Annotated in this window: 21 protein-coding genes; all 21 read right to left on the reverse strand. The window is 36.1% G+C overall.

Annotated features, from left to right (window positions below):
• Positions 1 to 47: 47 nt before the first annotated feature.
• Positions 48 to 923: an L-serine ammonia-lyase, iron-sulfur-dependent, subunit alpha gene (sdaAA, locus tag CLOS_RS08935; protein WP_012159593.1), complete on the reverse strand. Its 876-nt coding sequence runs from the start codon at positions 921 to 923 to the stop codon at positions 48 to 50.
• Positions 924 to 944: 21 nt separating this feature from the next.
• Entirely contained in the window at positions 945 to 1616 is a 672-nt protein-coding gene (gene sdaAB, locus CLOS_RS08940; protein ID WP_012159594.1) for an L-serine ammonia-lyase, iron-sulfur-dependent subunit beta, read from the reverse strand.
• A gap of 83 nt (positions 1617 to 1699) precedes the next feature.
• Positions 1700 to 2077 carry a RidA family protein gene (locus CLOS_RS08945; RefSeq protein WP_012159595.1) on the reverse strand — a complete coding sequence of 126 codons (378 nt, stop codon included), beginning with the start codon at positions 2075 to 2077 and terminating at the stop codon, positions 1700 to 1702.
• Between the two features lie 16 nt (positions 2078 to 2093).
• Complete coding sequence (locus CLOS_RS08950; protein ID WP_012159596.1) at positions 2094 to 2741, reverse strand: helix-turn-helix transcriptional regulator; 648 nt, start codon at positions 2739 to 2741, stop codon at positions 2094 to 2096.
• Positions 2742 to 2858: 117 nt separating this feature from the next.
• Entirely contained in the window at positions 2859 to 3224 is a 366-nt protein-coding gene (gene rsfS / locus CLOS_RS08955; RefSeq protein ID WP_012159597.1) for a ribosome silencing factor, read from the reverse strand.
• A gap of 42 nt (positions 3225 to 3266) precedes the next feature.
• On the reverse strand, positions 3267 to 4217 hold the full coding sequence (locus tag CLOS_RS08960; RefSeq protein WP_012159598.1) for an LCP family protein: 951 nt from the start codon (positions 4215 to 4217) through the stop codon (positions 3267 to 3269).
• Positions 4204 to 4815, reverse strand: coding sequence for a bis(5'-nucleosyl)-tetraphosphatase (symmetrical) YqeK (gene yqeK, locus CLOS_RS08965; RefSeq protein WP_012159599.1), 612 nt, complete (start codon positions 4813 to 4815; stop codon positions 4204 to 4206). The genes CLOS_RS08960 and yqeK overlap by 14 nt, the downstream gene beginning before the upstream one ends.
• Before the next feature lie 4 nt (positions 4816 to 4819).
• Positions 4820 to 5467, reverse strand: a complete 648-nt coding sequence (gene nadD, locus CLOS_RS08970; RefSeq protein ID WP_049753816.1) for a nicotinate-nucleotide adenylyltransferase — start codon at positions 5465 to 5467, stop codon at positions 4820 to 4822.
• 56 nt (positions 5468 to 5523) lie between these two features.
• A complete protein-coding gene (gene yhbY / locus CLOS_RS08975) occupies positions 5524 to 5820 on the reverse strand; it encodes a ribosome assembly RNA-binding protein YhbY (RefSeq protein WP_012159601.1) in 297 nt (98 codons plus the stop codon).
• Positions 5821 to 5851: 31 nt separating this feature from the next.
• Positions 5852 to 7144 (reverse strand): GTPase ObgE, encoded by a 1293-nt coding sequence (obgE, locus tag CLOS_RS08980; protein ID WP_012159602.1) that lies wholly within the window; start codon positions 7142 to 7144, stop codon positions 5852 to 5854.
• A gap of 224 nt (positions 7145 to 7368) precedes the next feature.
• The gene (gene rpmA, locus CLOS_RS08985; RefSeq protein WP_012159603.1) at positions 7369 to 7671 is read right to left on the reverse strand and encodes a 50S ribosomal protein L27; all 303 of its coding nucleotides are present in this window, start codon (positions 7669 to 7671) and stop codon (positions 7369 to 7371) included.
• Between the two features lie 3 nt (positions 7672 to 7674).
• A complete protein-coding gene (locus CLOS_RS08990) occupies positions 7675 to 8007 on the reverse strand; it encodes a ribosomal-processing cysteine protease Prp (RefSeq protein ID WP_012159604.1) in 333 nt (110 codons plus the stop codon).
• A gap of 10 nt (positions 8008 to 8017) precedes the next feature.
• Complete coding sequence (gene rplU / locus CLOS_RS08995) at positions 8018 to 8329, reverse strand: 50S ribosomal protein L21 (protein WP_012159605.1); 312 nt, start codon at positions 8327 to 8329, stop codon at positions 8018 to 8020.
• A 113-nt stretch (positions 8330 to 8442) separates the two neighbouring features.
• Positions 8443 to 9948: an Rne/Rng family ribonuclease gene (locus tag CLOS_RS09000; RefSeq protein ID WP_012159606.1), complete on the reverse strand. Its 1506-nt coding sequence runs from the start codon at positions 9946 to 9948 to the stop codon at positions 8443 to 8445.
• A 16-nt stretch (positions 9949 to 9964) separates the two neighbouring features.
• A complete protein-coding gene (locus CLOS_RS09005) occupies positions 9965 to 10714 on the reverse strand; it encodes a TIGR03936 family radical SAM-associated protein (RefSeq protein WP_012159607.1) in 750 nt (249 codons plus the stop codon).
• Entirely contained in the window at positions 10714 to 12552 is a 1839-nt protein-coding gene (locus CLOS_RS09010) for a TIGR03960 family B12-binding radical SAM protein (protein WP_012159608.1), read from the reverse strand. Before CLOS_RS09010 ends, CLOS_RS09005 begins: the two co-directional genes overlap by 1 nt.
• 99 nt (positions 12553 to 12651) lie before the next feature.
• Positions 12652 to 13533 carry a M50 family metallopeptidase gene (locus tag CLOS_RS15260; RefSeq protein ID WP_012159609.1) on the reverse strand — a complete coding sequence of 294 codons (882 nt, stop codon included), beginning with the start codon at positions 13531 to 13533 and terminating at the stop codon, positions 12652 to 12654.
• An 18-nt stretch (positions 13534 to 13551) separates the two neighbouring features.
• On the reverse strand, positions 13552 to 14241 hold the full coding sequence (locus tag CLOS_RS09020) for a murein hydrolase activator EnvC family protein (protein ID WP_012159610.1): 690 nt from the start codon (positions 14239 to 14241) through the stop codon (positions 13552 to 13554).
• 168 nt (positions 14242 to 14409) lie between these two features.
• Entirely contained in the window at positions 14410 to 14691 is a 282-nt protein-coding gene (gene minE / locus CLOS_RS09025) for a cell division topological specificity factor MinE (RefSeq protein ID WP_012159611.1), read from the reverse strand.
• Positions 14692 to 14713: 22 nt separating this feature from the next.
• Entirely contained in the window at positions 14714 to 15511 is a 798-nt protein-coding gene (gene minD / locus CLOS_RS09030) for a septum site-determining protein MinD (protein WP_012159612.1), read from the reverse strand.
• A 41-nt stretch (positions 15512 to 15552) separates the two neighbouring features.
• Entirely contained in the window at positions 15553 to 16191 is a 639-nt protein-coding gene (gene minC / locus CLOS_RS09035; RefSeq protein ID WP_012159613.1) for a septum site-determining protein MinC, read from the reverse strand.
• Positions 16192 to 16264: the final 73 nt, after the last annotated feature.

Genomic DNA, 16264 nt, shown 5'->3' on the forward strand with positions numbered 1-16264 from the left:
AAAGAAGTCTTGCTTCTTTACATACGATACATGGATTTTTTCTCCTCTTATTCACCAAGAATTTGTTTTTGTATGCTTCTTCCTGTTGGCGTATCTGCCAGTCCACCAAGCGCAGTTTCTCTCAACTCAAAGGGAATTGCTCTCCCTACTCTATACATGGTATCTACCACTTCATCGAAAGGAATAATGCTAGGAACCCCAGCCAGTGCTATTTCAGCAGATATTAAAGCATTGGCTGCACCCAAGGCATTTCGTTTTTGACATGGTGCTTCTACCAACCCAGCAATGGGATCACAAACCAGTCCCAAAATATTTTTAATACACATCGATGCTGCATGTAAGCTGGCTTCTGGAGATCCTCCCATAAGTTCGACCACAGCAGCAGCAGCCATTGCAGCAGCGGAACCAGTTTCAGCCTGACAGCCCCCTTCAGCACCTGCAACTGTAGCATTTCTAGTGATGATCATCCCTACGGCACTGGCCGTAATTAGGGCATTGATAATTTCCTCATCATCTAAATCAAATTCTTCTTGAATTGTAACCAATGTTCCTGGTATAATGCCGCAGGAACCAGCTGTTGGTGCAGCGACTATTTTTCCCATAGCTGCATTGACTTCTAATACCCCCATGGCACTACTAACGGCTTTTGACATAATAGAGCCGCATACAGATTTATGGTGGATGCTTCTTTCATGGATCTTCTTAGCTTCTCCTCCAATGAGTCCACTTACAGATTTAACACCTTCATTTAATGCAGTATCCACAGATTTTTTCATAATTTCCAAGCTTACGCTCATCTTTTCGCGAATATCTTCAATGCTCAGCCCAGATAAATTAACTTCCTTCTCCAGCATGATTTCATAGATTTTCTTATGATGTTTGTTGCATAGTTCGATTAATTCCTTGCCGTTTGTAAAGTTCATTGAGTTTCACCTATCCTTATTCTACTTTATATTCACCAAATAAGCCTGCGGAACCTCTGGTATGGTCTTCTTAATGTAGGTCACGATTTCAGGAGCTATCTCGTTGTCCGTTTCTATAATCATAAAGGCGTTTTGTCCCTTCGTATATCGATATACCCTCATAAAAGCAATATTGATGTCATACAAGGCTAAAACAGCCGTTACTTTAGCAATGACACCTGGTTTGTCCGTATGAGAAACGATCAATGTATCGTATTCGCCTGTAAACTTTATCTCTAGGCCGTTAATTTCATTAATTACAATATTGCCGCCGCCAATGGAAGAACCTTGCAGTTCTAATGTTTCGCTATCTTCTTTTTCAATGATTATTTTAACCGTGTTAGAGTGTACATCTCCTAAATTTCTCTCTTGAAAGCTAAAGTCGATGCCCTTCTCCTTGGCAAGGTCAAAGGAGTCCTTTATTCTTTCATCATCTGGATCGAATCCTAATATACCACCGACTAAAGCCTTATCTGTACCATGTCCACGATAAGTTTTTGCAAAAGAGCCATGGAGTAGAAAAGTCACCTTCTTCATATGACTTCCAGCCATTTTATTCGCTGCTTTACCGATTCTACAAGCGCCAGCAGTATGAGAGCTGGACGGACCGATCATGTTTGGGCCAACAACATCAAATATACTGTATTCTTTCATACACTTCTCTCCTAACGAACAATTATATTGCTTTATCCTATGATTAATGAATGACCATACAGAGTACGGTCATTCATTAATTGTTATTTAAATGTAGCGATTGCTTCTATTTCAACTCGTGCATCTTTAGGTAATCTAGCAACTTCCACACATGCTCTAGCAGGTTTATTTTCTACAAAATAACTAGCATATATTTCATTGATATCAGCAAAATCGTTCATGTCTTTAATAAATACAGTAGTTTTGACTACGTTATTTAATGTAAGACCTGCTTCCTCTAAGATTGCCTTTAAGTTCTCAATCGCTTTTACCGTCTGGTCTTTAACAGAGCCAGATATGATTGACATCGTTTCTGGGTCCATCGGTAATTGACCGGAAATAAATAGTAAATCTCCCGTCTTTATTGCTTGTGAATATGGTCCTATTGCTGCTGGTGATTTTTTAGTATTTACTACTTCCATGATTCATCCACTCCTTTTATTCATTTATTCTTATCTCGTCTAAGTAATTATAGACTGTGTATCGAGATACACAAAGAATCTTGGCTACATAATCAATTGCGCCCTTGATTAAAAAGGCACCTTGTTCATTTAATTTTTTAACCACATGAACCTTTTCATCCTTGTTCATATAAGCAACGGGTTTACCCGTATCTTCAATGGTTTGTCTTACAATATTCGTAAGGACATCGTTTACACTGTTGGATGTACTGTCATCCACATCAATATCCGTAGTTAGGCTCGTATGGATGAACTCTTCTAATGCTTTTTGCGCCAATACAAATTGGGAAATATCAATATTGATACATAAACACCCGATAATATTATCATTTTCATCCCGAATAAATGTAGTCGATGACTTTAATACATGGCCATGAGGGCTTTTATTTTTATAATTTATAATGTTACTGACGCTATCATCCTGATTCAATGCCTTGATTCCGATATCTAACATCGGACTCCCTAAAGTTCTGCCCGTTACATGACCATTATATATGGCAATGATTGACTTATGAGAGCCATTGATCTCATGCAAAACAACTTCACAGTTTTTACCGAAGGTTGCCGCTATTCCCTCAATTAAGGGAATAATGCTCTTCAATATTGGATGTATTTCTTTCTTCATAGTTTCCTCCACAGTATTAATTTAGGTATGTTCTGAAAATTGTTGAAATTAGCAACCTATTAAATGCTCAATATATTCTTGTATTCAGCATTTAATATTTTTTACATTGTCTATACTTTATTCTAATTGATTATTAATGTCAATACTTACTTTATTTGCATCTTTCCAGATACCTTCTAAGTTATAGAACATTCTATCTTCATTATGAAAGATATGAATAATAATATCTCCATAATCTAATAATACCCATCTTGCAGAGTCATAACCTTCTTTATGGATTAATTTTATATCTTCCAGCAGCAATCGGTCTTCGAGTTCGTCAACGATGGCTTTCACTTGTCTAGAAGAAGAAGCACTTGCAATAACAAAATAATCACAGATGGATGTTACTCCACCAAGGTCCAAAGCTACGATGTTGGTTCCAGATTTATCATCAATACAATGTACTACTTTCTGAACGATCCTTAGTAAATCTTTTTTCATTGAATCCCTCCTATTTTTATCTCATGATAATGAGTCTCTGTTTTATTCACTTACAATTGAATCATCATTCACCTTACTGAAATAATTGTCTTTTAATTCTTCTACGGTTTTCTTTTCCACTGCATAATACGATATCCCATTAATGGTTTTAGGTACTCCTTCTAAAGTAAGTTTAACAATATTTTCTGTATTAATGGAAGTAGCCATCATCCCTAAAGAAGCCATTTTGCTTTTAGATATATTTGTATCCACATTTCTATACGCAATATCAATTAGTTCTGGTACCTTTAATATCGTCGATGGAGAAATCGCAGTATCCAATAATGCTTTTATGAACTGTTGCTGTGCTTCAATTCTCCCTAAATCTTGATTGGCGTACCCTTTTCTGAATCGCATAAATTCAACGGATTGTTTTCCATTTAATGTCTGCAACCCTTTTTTTAGATCTATATTTAATGGAGGTGTGGCATAGGGGTCACTGTACTTCATGTTCATTGGAACATCTATTTCCACGCCGCCTAAAGCATCTACCACCTCTATTACAGCATTATAATTGATTCTAACATAATATGTAATATCGATTTCTAAAAATTCTTCCACTGTTTTAACCAACAGCTCCGGCCCGCCATAAGCATGGGCATGATTAATTTTATCGAAATTTTTTCTGCCTGGAATTTTAACCCGTGTATCCCTGGGTATGGAGATCATGGTAGGTCTCTCTTTTTTAGAATCCATTGTAAGTAGCATGATACTATCCGACCGGGAATGGTTGCTTTTTTCTTTATCCGGTGAATCTACACCAAATACAAGGATATTAATACGATCTTTTTTGTTGGATAGAACATCCAATGGATTACCCATATTTGTATTTTCATCGATTACAATGAAGGGATTGGCCTTATAGATATTAAATAAACTGCCGCCCACCAATAAGATGGCTACAATGAATATGATTGGAACAATTTTCACTTTTCTTGCCTTATTTTTTCCCATAAGTCACCTCTTTACGCTTAAGTTGTATTATAATCTCATTTCTAGCTTCAATCGTATTTGTGTGCAATAAGCTCCCCATGGATAGAACATATCCTATGGTGTTATTCAAGGCTTGAACCATTGCCTTATCTAGACCTTCTTCTGAAATCAGCCTCAAATCTTCAACCCCTGGATAATCCCTACCTAATTCTATAAAATCGGCTAAGTAAATTATTTTTTCTAGTTTACTCATTCCTTTTCTTCCAGTGGTATGATATTCAATTGCATTTAGTATATCTTCATTGTCTATATTATAACTGATCCTAGCAATATGTGCGCCCACTTTTCCATGCAATAACTGATAGGTACTTTGCATAATTTCATCGGTCTTTAAATCGTATTGATTCATATATTGCATTAATTCTTCCTTGGAATAATTCTTTGCGTAATCATGAAATAAGGCTGCGATATATGCCGATTCTTCGTTTTCATCGTATTTTCTCGCCAGATAAACAGCCGCATCTATTACGCCTAAAATATGACGGTATCTGCGCTCTGACACGTTATTTTTCAACTGTTGATGAATCTGTCTAATGACCTCTTCTCTCAATATTATCACTCCATTAATCCTCGTATAGGTGATGATTCCGTATATATTCCTCTACATCATAAGGAAGAAGATACTTTATGCTTCTACCTTCTTGAACCCTTTTCCGTATGTCTGTGGATGAAATATCCAATGTTGGAATATCTATCTTAAAAACCTTTGCGTTAAATTTTTCGGTAAACTGGCTGATTTTTTCCTCTAGCACCATGGGATTGCTTATGGTTCTAGTCATAACGATAAAGTTCGTTAGACTCAAAAGTTTCTGATATTCTTTCCAGGTTTCTAACCCAACAAAAGCATCCGTTCCTGTAATAAAATAAAGGTCCGTCTCTTCTCCATATTGGCATCTCAATATTTTAATGGTTTCTATGGTGTAGGATTTTTCCTGTTTCATGATTTCCATATCCGAAGCCTCAAAGTTTTGATTATCTTCAATGGCCAGTTTTATCATCTGGAAGCGATGACCACTATCTGTAATCAGCTTTTCGTTTTTATGAGGAGGGTCTCCTGCCGGTATGAACAATACCTTATCCAATTGAAACACATCGAGGGCAGTCTCGGCAATAAACAAATGTCCACAATGGATTGGATCAAAGGTTCCACCCATAATTCCTATTTTTCTTTTCTCCACCATTCTTTGATTTGAGCTCATATCTTCAGCCACGTATAGGGTCTCCTTTAACATTTATATTCACTTAGCAAAAAAGCCAGTGACATGCACTAGCGCTTTGGCAACTCTATTTTAGGATTCTCATGATTTTTACGATAGATCACAAATTTATTTCCTATGGCTTGTACAAATTCAGCTCGTACCTTCTGTGCCACCTCATTTGCAGTTTCTTTTGTTTCTAATAGGCTGGTCTCCAAAATTGTAACCTTAACAATTTCTCGCGAATTTAAAGCCAAATCCAATTGCTCTAGAAAGGCATCCGTTATACCAGATTTCCCAATTTGCGTGATCGGTTTCAATCCATTGGCTATACTTTTTAAATAACTTCTTTGTTTTCCTGTTAGCATTATTCTACTCCTTTATGCTTCTATTTATTTTCTAATTAAAATACTCAAATTCTACACTGTACATCTTCACTAAATCGCCCTCAGAAATTCCAGCTTCTTTCAATCGATCAATAACGCCTCTGTTTCTCAACACTTTTTGGAAATAGCTTAAGGAGTCTATGTCATCAAAATTCGTGGAGTTAATTAATCTTTCAATAAATCGGCCTTCTACAATGTATACATCATTCTCCCTAGTAACCGTAAAGTGATATTTATCCTCTGTCTCCTCGTATTTATATACCTTCTCTTCTTTTGGCGCAGTGTCTGCTTTTAAAGCTTCTATTTCCTCTAGTTCTTTCAATCGCTTTGATACATAGCTTAAAAGCTCATCCAAGCCCTGGCTTGTAGCAGCAGATATTGGAAATACCTCAATTCCTCTTTCGCTTAAAACTGCTTTCAATTTTTCTAAATTATCTTCCGCACCTGGAATATCAGTTTTATTCGCTGCCACTACTTGTGGTTTTTCTGCCAACTTCTCATTATATAAATGCAGTTCTTGATTTATCTTTTCAAAATCCTCCAGCGGGTCTCTTCCTTCTAGTCCAGCTACATCCAATACATGAATCAGTAGCTTCGTACGTTCAACATGTCTTAGAAATTCATGTCCAAGGCCTGTTCCTTCGTGAGCTCCTTCTATTAATCCTGGGATATCTGCTAAAACAAAGCTGTCACCAAATTTAGTTCGAACCACCCCTAAGTTCGGTGTCAATGTTGTAAAGTGATAATTGGCAATTTTAGGCTTTGCACTTGTGACGACGGACAATAGCGTAGATTTTCCAACATTCGGAAATCCTACCAATCCTACATCTGCAATTAATTTCAATTCTAATACTACAGTTAGCTCCTGTCCTCTTTCTCCAGCAATAGCAAACCTTGGGGCCTGTCTAACAGAAGACTTAAAGTGACTATTACCTTTCCCGCCTTTTCCACCTCTTGCTACCACTACCTGATCCTCAGAGCCCGTCAAGTCGGCAATAATCTCGCCAGTGTTCTCTTCTCTCACAATAGTTCCCGGTGGCACTTTCAATACGAGATCAGTACCATCTTTTCCATACATATTTCTATTTTTTCCATCTTCTCCATTTTCAGCAGAATAATGTTTTTGATATCGAAAATCCATTAAAGTTCTCATGCCTTCATCTACTTGGAAAATAATATTTCCACCCTTACCACCGTCGCCGCCGGCAGGTCCTCCTGCTGGAACATAAATCTCTCTTCTAAAAGCAACGGCACCATCGCCGCCTTTTCCAGCCTTTAAATATATTTTTGCTTTATCTATAAACATATAATCACCTCAACTATTACTATAATCTAGCTTTGTAAGTACCATAATTATAGCAATATATAATTATACACACTCTTCACTATTTTACCATTTTATTATATCAATAATCAGTCTGATGTCAACTAAATTTAGTATAACCATACATGTTGCAAAGAAAACATATAAATTCTGATCCCATACTAAAATACAACTTTCACATTAAAAAAACCGCCTTGGGCGGTTTTTTAGTTAGCAGCTACTGTATTTTCTCTTGGATAAATACTAACTTGCTTTTTATCTTTACCTTTTCTTTCGAACTTAACAATTCCATCTGCTGTTGCAAAAAGAGTATCGTCAGATCCCTTTCCTACGTTAACACCAGGATGGATTTTTGTTCCTCTTTGTCTTACTAGAATATTACCAGCTGTAACAAACTGTCCATCTGCTCTTTTTACGCCTAGTCTTTTGGAAATACTGTCACGACCGTTTTTGGAGCTACCTACCCCTTTTTTGCTGGCGAATAATTGAAGATCTATTCTAAATAACATGACTTACACCTCCTTGTCATGAATCTCAATATATTGTGGATAACTCTCTTGAATATTTTTTAGTCCAAGGAGCATCGTATCCATTAAAAGCTTTATGTCATATAGCTCTTTTTCCGTTAAATTCATTGGCAATCTACATTTTAGATATCCGCTCTTTATTTCATGTTCGATAGCAACCTGCGCTACTTCATAGAGCCCTAAGACTGTGGTCTGTGTTAAAACAGAAACCGCAGCACATACGATATCCTGTCCAGGTTCTGCCGCATAGGCATGACCTGTTACAATAAATTGTTCAATGCCTTTCTTCCGATTACGATAAATAGAAATTGATATCATAGACTAATTCCTAAGCATTAATCTTCTCAATAACTAATTTTGTGTACGGTTGACGATGTCCTTGCTTTCTTCTATAATCCTTTTTCGGCTTATATTTGAAAATGATGATTTTCTTAGCTTTTCCTTGTTCAAGAACTTTAGCTTCAACTTTAGCTCCTGCAACCATTGGCGCTCCAACAGTTAAGTTACCATCTTTTGAAACTGCTAATACACTGTCAATTGTAACGATATCTCCTTGATTCGCATCTAATTTTTCAACGAATAAAGTATCTCCTTCTTGAACTCTGTATTGTTTTCCACCTGTTTCAATAATTGCGTACATTCATTACACCTCCCTGACCCAAACTCGCCAAATGCTAGGTACTTGCGTTTTAAACCCGATTTGTGCGGCTACCTACAGATATATATAATACCATAGCAACCCTATGGTGTCAACTATTTGGTAGACAAATCATTCAATACTTTTTTGACATTTTCCAGACTGCCCATGGCCTTAGTCTTTAGATCATCAAAATTTAGAGAAGGATTGGGCACAATAAAGGATTGAACCTTTGTTAGACCCTCGATCTCCTTGCGAGTAATAAACTCTTCTTCAAATATTTTGAATGCCGTTGGATGAACTTCGAATATAACTGCCTCGCAACTGGTATGTAGCGCAATGCGCCGCATTTCTTTTTCAAACCTTTGAAGCAATGTATATTCGTTGAGCAGCTTTCCAGATCCATCACAGCAATGGCATTTTTTTTGCATTACGGACTCTAGCTTCTGTCTTACCTTTTTTCTTGTCATTTCAACTAAGCCCAGTTCTGTCATTCCTAAGATTTTACTTTTAGTTCGATCTTTGTTTAAGGATTTTTCTAGTAAATTCAATACCTTCTGCTCATCTTCTTCATTGGACATATCGATAAAGTCGATGATAATAATTCCACCGATATCCCTCAACCTTAACTGCTTTGCAATTTCTACAGCTGCCTCTAAATTTGTTTTTAAAACAGTATCCTCTAAATCCGTTATACCGACGTATTTCCCTGTGTTTACATCTACAACCGTCAGGGCCTCCGTGCTATCTATAACAATATAGCCACCGCTCTTTAGCCATATTTTTCTTTCCAAGGCTTTATGAATTTGTGATTCGATCTTATAATGTCTAAATATATCATGGCTCTCCTCAAAATAAGAAAGTCGGTCCTTCAAATTTGGTGACAGTAATTCTACTAAGTCCATGGCACTTTTATATTCATTCTCATCATTAATGATAAATTCATGGATATTTTTACTAAAGGTATCTCGAATGGTTTTATCGATCAAGTCAAAATCCTTGTAGATGAGCCTTGGTGCAAAACCTAATTTTTTTTCTTTTTCAATCTTCTGCCATAATTTCAGCAGAAATTTTATATCCTCTCGAAAATCGTCCTTACTCTTTCCTTCGGCTACAGTCCTTAGGATCACGCCCATATTTTCCGGCTTCAACGCTTCGATTTCAGCCTTCAAACGTTCCCTTTCCTCTGCACTGCCGATCTTTCTAGATACACCGATATACTGTGTATCTGGCATTAACACAAGGTATCTTCCTGGCAGTGTTATATTAGTCGTTACCCTTGCACCTTTATCTGCAATGGGTTCTTTGATCACTTGAACAATAATCTCCTGACCTTGTTTTACCACATCTTTAATGGATATTTCCCGATCCACGAAATCCTTTTTATTAAAATATTCTTGCCCTAAAGCATCTTTCACGTAAAGAAAACAGTTTTTTTCTAAACCGATGTCTACAAAGGCAGCTTGCATTCCAGGAAGTACATTCACTACCCTACCTTTATAAATATTTCCCACGATACGTTTATTGTTCCGTCTTTCGATGTATAGCTCAACCAGTTCTTCATCTTCCAGGATCGCTAATCTATTTTCACTGATGCCCACATCTACTATAATTTGGTTCATAGAATCCTTTCGCCTCCTATTTAAGAGTATCCAGTCCGTCCAATGGTGTTTTGTTTTCTCCATTTTCTTCTTTAAATAAATCCAAACGATGAATTCTTACGCTATCTAAAATAATAGAAATTTTCTCAAGCTCATCCATCTTTTGAACTACCACTTCTGGTTTTAAATTTCCTTGGCTTCCTGCTGCTAAATCCATTTTTAATACTATGGTATGCTGATCTAGTGAAAATAATGTAATGCTGTGAATCCATGGTCTAATATTGGTTTCTGAAAATACAGGTTTTTTATTCCGATGATTTCCTTTATTCTTCTTATCCTTTTTTTCCTTGATTTCTATGATGGATTCTTCGGCTAAAAATTCTTTGATTTGATGATTGATGGCGTCTTCTTCCAATAATTCTGTCGTTCTAAATTGTACTAAGTAAGTGGAGCTGGCAACGACCGACATCAATGATTGTTCTTTAGAGCTTATTTCAAGACTTTTGATTATACCTAACCCCTCAGGCAATACATGATTTAGACTATCTTTAAAGGATTCTGCATCCATTTCTTCCATCAACTGAACATCAATATATTCTCCATCGCTGGCCACACCTACCCCTAGGGCCGTAGCAAATGCCATGATTGGTCTTGGGTTAAAGCCTTGTGTATAATCGACAGGGATATTTGCTCTCCGAATGGCCCTTTCAAAAACCCTTACAAGATCTAAGTGAGAGATAAAAACCATATCTCCTTTTTTATAAAATCTAGAACGTATGGTTACCATTAGCATATACCTCCCGTAAATATCTGATTAACGCCACAGCCTGAACAGCTTGTCCTACAGTTCGCAGTAACTTTTTCTGCTTGAGCATTTTTATGTTCTCTAATTAAAAACTCTTTGCTCACACCTACATCTATATGATCCCAAGGTAACACCTCATCGTAGGATCGATGACGATTGGCATAGAATGCTGGATCTATTTCTGCTTTATCAAATACTGCCATCCATTTTTCGAAGTCAAAATGTTCTATCCATCCATCAAACTTACAGCCTTCCTCTACGGCAATTTCCAGTACCTTAGAAAGCCTTCGATCTCCTTTGGCAAATACAGCTTCTAATAGACTGGTTTTAGAGTCATGGTAGTTGAATGTAATATTTTTATGCTTCAGCGCTGACACCAGTAATTTTTGTTTTTCATAAATTTTGTTCAGCTCATCCTGTGGCTCCCATTGGAAAGGCGTGAAAGGCTTCGGTACAAAGGTAGAAGCACTTACTGTAACATTTAATCCCTTTCCTCGTTTCTCCTTTGGTACATTATAGTAAGCATCGACCACCTTAAAAGCAAGATCCTTTATTCCCAATAGATCTTCGTTTGTTTCCGTTGGTAATCCAATCATAAAGTAAAGCTTTACACTGCTCCAGCCAGAATTAAAGGCATTTTCAGCAGCATGGACTAAGTCGTCCTCTGTAATTCCTTTATTAATAACATCTCGGAGTCTCTGACTTCCAGCCTCTGGTGCGAAGGTTAACCCCGTCTTTCGGACTTTTTGGATCTCTTCAATCAATTCTAATGAAAAATTGTCCAATCTCAGAGAAGGCAATGAAATGCCAATTTTTTTGCTGCCATATTCATCGATTAAATGTCTGACCAATTCCTCTAGCTGCGAATAATCGCTGGTACTTAAGGAAGCTAAAGAAATTTCATCATACCCCGTACTATTTACTAAAGCCTTGGTTATTTCCTGTAGTCTATCGAAGGATTTTTCTCGAACAGGTCTGTAGATAATCCCAGCCTGACAGAAGCGACAACCTCGGATACAACCTCTAAAAACCTCCATCATCACTCGATCATGGACAATATTCAAATAAGGGACAATAATCTCTTCTGGATAAAATACTTCATCTAAATTTTCAATAACTCTTTTTTGTATGGTTCTCGGTATTTCTTCATACCTGGGCTCAACAGATCGAATGGTGCCATCCACATTGTAATGGACTTCATATAGGGAAGGAACATATACGCCTTGGATCAATGCAGCCCTTCTTAGAAACTCCTGCCGATCATACTTTGCTTTTTTATGTTCCGCGTATAAATCTGTAATTTCTAACAGAACTTCCTCCGCTTCTCCCAATACTGCAATATCTATAAAATCTGCAATGGGTTCACAATTATATACGCAGGGTCCCCCCACGATAACAATTGGGTCTTCAACCTTTCTATCCTTACTATAAAGGGGGATATTGGCTAATTTCAGCATATTTAATATATTGGTATAGCTCATTTCATATTGAAGGGTAAATCCTACAAAGTCAAAATGTTGAATCGGCTGTCTGCTTTCTAAAGCAAATAAGGGGATATGATTTCGCTTCATTTCTTCTTCCATATCCATTGCAGGTGCAAAAACCCTTTCACAAAAAATATTTTCTTTGCTGTTCAATAAATTATATAAGATCTGCATCCCTAAATGGCTCATGCCAACTTCATAAACGTCTGGAAAACAAAAAGCAAAACGCAACGTGTCCTCTTTTACATCTTTATGTATACTATTAATTTCATTTCCTAGGTATCTGGCAGGCTTTTCTACTTTATACAGTAATTCCTCTATTTGTAACTGGTTCATTATTTTTCTCCCTTCAAGATCATCTTTAGTTATATCATAACATAAACTATCTAAAATTATTTATTTACTTCAAAGATCCCATCATACCGTCCCATATTTCTACATTCTTAGCAGTTCGCCTAATGTAGTGGTATTTTCATACTTAAAAATAGCATCAATCACTTCACTTTCAGATATACTTCCAATTACTTTGCCTTTCGTATCTACAATTGTTATAATATAATATTTTTCTAATGTAAACTCTTCCAGTATTTTTCTTATCTCAATAAATTCCATGGCGATGATATTTTTGGCTTCCATGGTTCCCTCATAAAATAAGGATTTTTTATTTAACACTAGATTTTTAGCAAATATCAGATTAACTCTAGATTTCTCCTTTGCATTAGATAGCCCAATATAAACAGCCAATGCACTTAAAAAAGCATACTCTATATTATAAACGAATGTTAAGTATATTCCAATAGAAAACAATAAGATGCATAGGATATATCCCAGCCTGATAACCATATAGGTGGCTTTTTTAATCCCTAGATAGGGAGCCAACAGCCCTCTAAACACTCTTCCGCCATCTAAAGGAAGCATTGGCATCAAATTGAACAGCCCTATGCTTAAATTGACTGTAATAAAAAATTCCATATTTTCCTGCCATGGTTTATTTCCTAGTCTTAAAACAGCAAATGAAATCAATATCAGGATAAAATTTAAAAGCGGTCCAGCTAAAGCAATGGCTATCTCCTGCTTTGAATTCCCTTCAATATCACCTAAGAATTTTGCAACGCCACCAAAAACAAACAATTTAATTTCTTTTACCTGAATTCCATAGTAAATACACATGAAACAATGAGATAATTCGTGAAGGAACACAACTGCAATCAATATCAGAAGCTTGTAAAAATAATTAAAAATCATACTGAAAATCAGTATGAAAATTATTGAATAACTGGTCTTTACTTCTATATTATATATTTTAAATAATGTCATTTTATTTTTAGCTCCATACTATAATTGTTTTGTGCTTAGATTCATATATTGAATCGGATCAATCGCCTCATTCCGATACCATACTTCCAACAAAAATTTTTCTGTTGAAGTTCCAATCTTTTGACCCCGATCTACACTTTGGTTCATATTGACATTATTTTCGCCTAAGTATTTATATACAGAAAGTAGTTCCCCTTTATGTTTAATGATAATATAGTTCCCTATGGCTTTATTAGAGCCTACTTCAATAACAACCCCATCATCAACGGAATAAATATTTGTTCCTGTTTCACTTTTAAAAATCATACCATTTGCTTTATATTCAGTAGAACCAATGGGCTCATTAAAATACGTAATTATTTCGCCATCAATTGGCATGATAAATCGCTCTGCCAGCTTATCTTCACTTTTCATTGCCTCAATGGTTTTATTACCAAGGTGTTGGATATACTTAGGAATCCCTTTAAGATTCCCAATATAATCTTCCATACTATAGCTATAATCTAGTTTTTCTTTTAAAAAGTTGATTGCATTTTTAGGTGCATCAAATTTAAGTGCTTTTATCATAAAAATACTGGCAGTTATAAGGAGCACTGTTATGAGCCGAATCCACGTCTTATTCAGCCAATCTTCATAATTCATAAATAAAACTTTTCCGTTGCCCCATATATTATTAAAATATTTTCCTTTATTTTTACGCACAATCATATATACCACTCCTTTGCTTTAGTATAATATATTGATTGCGCATCGTATTTATTACTTTATGGAATCCTTCCATATAAAAAAAGCTCCTAGAAAGAAGCTTCCAATAAGTAAAGACCATTTAATTAGATTAAATAGCCTTTACACCCAACATATTCAATTGGAAAATTATTACCTACCCCGATCCTTCATTTTTTTTATCGGTATATTCGCTACTAAGGCAGGTATACTTGCATCATCATATTCTCTTTTAGTTTTAGTTAATCTAATATCTAATCCATCCTCATCAATTTCCATGTAATCTGAAATAACCTTGATAATATCTCCTTTAACCATTTCTAAAAAGTCAGGAGAACAGTTTGCTCTATCGTGAACTAATACGAGTTTTAATCTCTCTTTTGCTACATTCTTACTCGTTGAAGATTCTTTGCTAAAAAATTTCCACAAATCCATGTTCGTATCCTCCCCTCGAAATTTATTTAGCTAATCCAAATATTTTCTTTAGCTTAGTCATAAAACCCTCATCATTTTCCATACTCATAAAAGGTACTTCTTCCCCAGCGATTCTTCTAGATACGTTTTTGTATGCTTGTCCCGCTAGTGAATTCGAATCAGTAACTGCTGGTTCCCCTCTATTCGTTGAAATAACAATAGCTTGGTCATCAGGAACTACACCTATGAGACGAATGGCTAGAATATCAATCATGTCATCGATATTCATCATATCTCCTCTTTTAACCATGTCAATTCGAATACGATTCACAATGAGCTCTGGATCTCTTATTTCAGCGGCTTCTAAAAGTCCTATGATTCTATCCGCATCTCTTACAGCGGATATCTCTGGCGTTGTTACAACGATAGCCCTATCAGCTCCTACAATGGCATTCTTAAAGCCTTGCTCTATCCCAGCGGGACAATCGATTAAAACATAGTCAAATTCCTGTTTTAATTCAGATGTCAGTTTTTGCATCTGTGCTGTTGTAATCGAATTTTTATCTTTCGTTTGTGCTGCTGGTAGTAAATATAAGCCCTCATATCGTTTATCTTTAATCAGTGCCTGCTTCAATCTGCAGACACCATCTACAACATCAACAATATCATAGACGATTCTGTTTTCTAACCCCATTACTACATCTAAGTTTCTCAATCCAATATCCGCATCTACCACCACTACCTTATAGCCCAACTGTGTTAGACCAGTACCTATATTAGCTGTCGTAGTTGTTTTACCGACGCCTCCTTTTCCAGAGGTAATAACAATAACTTCGCCCATACAAAACTTCCCCCTATCCTATTATGCTTCAAAGAAATCTATTATTTTTTATTTAAATAAGGCTCAATATAAATCATATGATCCTTAACTCTAGCCAACTCTGGAACTTTCGGTTTTTCATAGTCACCATCTGGCGCTCTCGTTATAAAATCTGCAATTCGAAGCTGCGTCGGATCTAAATAAAAGGCTGCGACGCAGGATTTTATATTGCCATTGGCTCCAGCATGGGCAACCCCTCTTAGGCTTCCCATGACAACAATGTTTCCATATGCTGTTACTTGGGCACCTGGATTAACATCACCTAGAACCACTACATTTCCATCAAAATTAATGTTTTGACCTGATCTTAATGTCCCTTGAATAAACTTGGTCTGTCCTTCATCTATACCAGAGAAAATTGATTCTGTTAGCTCTTCTTTTTCTAAAGCCTCTCTTTCCTCTGATGTTAAAACATACATTTTATATTTTGTTTTAAGCAAAACGCCTAATTCTTCTTTTTGTTCGATGCTCAGCGTGTCACAATGGATATCGAAAATTTTAGCTCCCTTATAAAAAGACTGTGTTTTTTCGATTTTATCGTCAAGCTGTTGCTTTACAAATTCAAAATCGTATTGAGGCTTCACATAAATTAAAATCCCTTTTTTACTGCCTTTAAATTCTATTATATTTTCTTCAACCACCTGTATTACCTCCACAAACGTATTGCTTCAGATTATTAAATTCTCCATAAACAATATAAATCCTTCTTTAATA

Source organism: Alkaliphilus oremlandii OhILAs, from assembly GCF_000018325.1.
Classification (GTDB): domain Bacteria; phylum Bacillota; class Clostridia; order Peptostreptococcales; family Natronincolaceae; genus Alkaliphilus_B; species Alkaliphilus_B oremlandii.